Annotated in this window: 2 protein-coding genes and 1 pseudogene; 1 reads left to right on the top strand and 2 read right to left on the bottom strand. The window is 70.3% G+C overall.

Going from position 1 to position 3,003, the window contains the following annotated elements; genetic code table 11:
- Positions 1-515: exonuclease domain-containing protein (locus tag G6026_RS13300; protein WP_277815614.1), on the bottom strand; the 515-nt coding region annotated here is incomplete at its 3' end.
- A gap of 59 nt (positions 516-574) precedes the next feature.
- Here G6026_RS13300 and ligA point away from each other — a divergent pair.
- The gene (gene ligA, locus G6026_RS13305; protein WP_182613451.1) at positions 575-2,734 is read left to right on the top strand and encodes an NAD-dependent DNA ligase LigA; all 2,160 of its coding nucleotides are present in this window, start codon (positions 575-577) and stop codon (positions 2,732-2,734) included.
- A 121-nt stretch (positions 2,735-2,855) separates the two neighbouring features.
- Here the strand turns inward: ligA and G6026_RS13310 are convergent.
- Positions 2,856-3,003: pseudogene (locus G6026_RS13310) on the bottom strand (amino acid-binding protein); the annotation flags it as partial.

The following is a 3,003-nucleotide window of genomic DNA, read 5'->3' on the forward strand; positions in this document are numbered from 1 at the left end:
TCCGCCGCGAGCGCGTCGGCACCGGCCTCATGTGCACCGTCCACCCTCACGCCGTGGTGCGCGCACAGGGCCCCGAGGGTGCGCTTGCCCCGCCGGTACGGGTCCACCGCGCGGTCGATGACGAACGGGTCGACCACCGGCCCGAGCACCTCGAACGACGGGTCCCACCTCTTGAGGATGGTGAGGTCGTACGCCGCGTTGAACACCACCAGGGTCCGTCCCTCCCGCCACCCCGTCCGGACGCCCGCGATGGTCTCGGCCACCACCTCCGCATGCGGACGTCCGTGGGTGCGGGCCCGTGCGGTCGTGATGCCGTGGACCGCCGTCGCGCCCTCCGGGATGTCGATCCCGGGATCGGCCAGCCAGGTGCGCTCCACCTTGCGGGGTCCGTCGATCGCGAGGAGGGCCGAGGTGACGACGTGCGCGGTCCGGGGATCCGGCCCGGTGGTCTCGAGGTCGAAGGCCAACAGCCGGTTCCGATCGGGTGGGGCGGCGGTCGTGATCTCCGGGTTCATGCGGTCACCGTAGGCCGTCGCCCCGACATCGCGGGCCCGCGTCGGATTACCCTGTGCTGGTGAGCCACGCCAGTCGAAGCACCGCGCCCCTCGGCACCGGGGACATCCCTCCTGAGGTTCGTCAGCAGTGGACCGAGCTCGCGGAGACGGTGAGGGACCACCAGTTCCGCTACTACGTCAGGGATGCCCCCATCGTCTCCGACGCCGAGTTCGACGCTCTGTTCCGCGAGTTGGAGGCGCTCGAGGAGCGTCACCCCGCCCTGCGGACCGCGGACTCGCCGACACAGCTCGTGGGCGGCGGGTTCTCCACCGACTTCGCGCCGGTGGAGCACCTGCAGCGGATGACGAGCCTGGACAACGTGTTCTCCGAAGAGGAGTTGCGCGCGTGGGTGGCGTCAGCCGTCGAACAGTCGCACCTCGCGGCGGACGACCTGCGTTTCCTGTGCGAGGTCAAGATCGACGGGGTGGCGCTCGACCTGGTCTACCGCGACGGCAGGCTGGTCAGTGCGGCCACCCGGGGCGACGGCCGGACCGGAGAGGACGTGACCCTCAACGCCCGGACGATCGACGACATCCCGGTCACGCTCACCCCGACTCAGGACCGCCCCGTCCCCGCCGTGCTCGAGGTGAGGGGCGAGGTGTTCTTCCGGCTCGAGGACTTCGCCGAACTCAACGCGCGGCTCGTCGCCGAGGGAAAGCCGCCGTTCGCCAATCCGCGCAACAGCGCCGCCGGGTCACTGCGCCAGAAGAACCCGGCGATCACCGCCCAGCGACGGCTCGGCATGTACTGCCACGGTCTCGGGGTGGTCGAGGGCGCGACCTTCGACAGCCTCCACGACGTCTATCTCGCGCTCGCGGACTGGGGCCTGCCCGTCTCGCCCTACACCGCCCCGGCGACCGGGATCGACGAGGTCCTCGAGCGGATGCGGTACTGGGGAGAGCACCGCGGCGACCCGGAGCACGAGATCGACGGCCTCGTCGTCAAGATCGACGACCGGGCGGTCCAGCGACGACTCGGTCAGACGTCACGGGCCCCGCGGTGGGCGATCGCCTACAAGTACCCACCAGAGGAGGTGATGACCGACCTGCTCGACATCCGCGTCTCCGTGGGCAGGACAGGGCGGGTCACCCCGTTCGCCCACATGAAACCTGTGCTGGTCGCCGGCTCCACGGTGTCACTCGCGACCCTGCACAACCAGACCGAGGTCAGGCGGAAAGGTGTGCTGATCGGCGACACCGTCGTGATCCGCAAGGCCGGCGACGTCATCCCCGAGGTGCTCGGACCGGTGGTGGAGCGCCGGGACGGCACCGAGCGGGAGTTCGTCTTCCCCGAGCGCTGCCCGGAGTGCGACACCGTCCTGGCACCGGCGAAGGAAGGCGACGCCGATTGGCGCTGCCCGAACCAGCGTTCCTGTCCGGCACAACTCCGTGAGCGACTGTTCTACCTGTCCTCGCGCAACGCCCTGGACATCGAGGCGCTCGGCTACGAGGGGGCCTCCGATCTGCTCACGAGCGGGGTGTTGGTCAACGAGGCGGGTCTGTTCGACCTCACCGAGGCCGACCTCCTCCGCACCTCCCTCTACACCCGCGTGGAGAAGGCGACCCGCAAGCAGGTCGAGGACGGCGCCGACCCCGAGCGCACCGTGCTCAACGAGAACGGCCGCAAATTGCTGGCCAATCTGGAGACGGCGAGGGACAGACCCCTGTGGCGGGTGCTGGTGGCACTGTCCATCCGCCATGTCGGGCCCACGGCCGCACGGGCGTTGGCCACACGGTTCGGTTCGATGGAGGCACTACGCGCCGCCACCGAGGAGGAGTTGGCTGAGACGGACGGCGTCGGGTCGACGATCGCTGCGTCGGTGGTCGAATGGTTCGACGTGGACTGGCACCGCGAGATCGTCGACCGGTGGGCTGCCTCCGGTGTGTCGATGGCCGATGAGCGGGACGAGTCGATCCCGCGCACCCTCGAGGGTCTGACCATCGTGGCCACGGGGTCCCTCGAGGGGTTCACCCGTGACGGGATCAAGGAGGCGATCATCGCCAGGGGCGGTAAGGCGTCCGGATCTGTGTCGAAGAAGACGGACTACGTCGTGGTGGGGGACAACCCGGGGTCCAAGGCGACCAAGGCCGAGGAGCTGGGGCTGACCATCCTCGACGAGGCCGGATTCGTGGAGCTGTTGGAGAACGGCCCGGCGCCGGCGGGCGACGGTGCGGGGTGACCATTCGGGTGCGCTGCGTGTCGGGACCTGACCGGCCGCGCAACCCTTCGGGGGCGTGGGCGAAGTGGCCGCGCAACCCTCGGGGACGCGGCGGGTGAACGAGGGCGGATGACGCCGGGGGTCACCCCGCGTTGAGAGACCGCAGGATCCCCGTGAGGTACCCGAGCCGGGCGATCTCGGACGGCCGGAACGACGGCCCGCCCGGTCGTCCGACGACGAGGACGTGACCGGAGGCCAGCGGCGCCGCGGCGACAGCGGTGTCCATCGCC

The organism is Dietzia sp. DQ11-38-2 (assembly GCF_014145055.1).
GTDB lineage: Bacteria > Actinomycetota > Actinomycetes > Mycobacteriales > Mycobacteriaceae > Dietzia.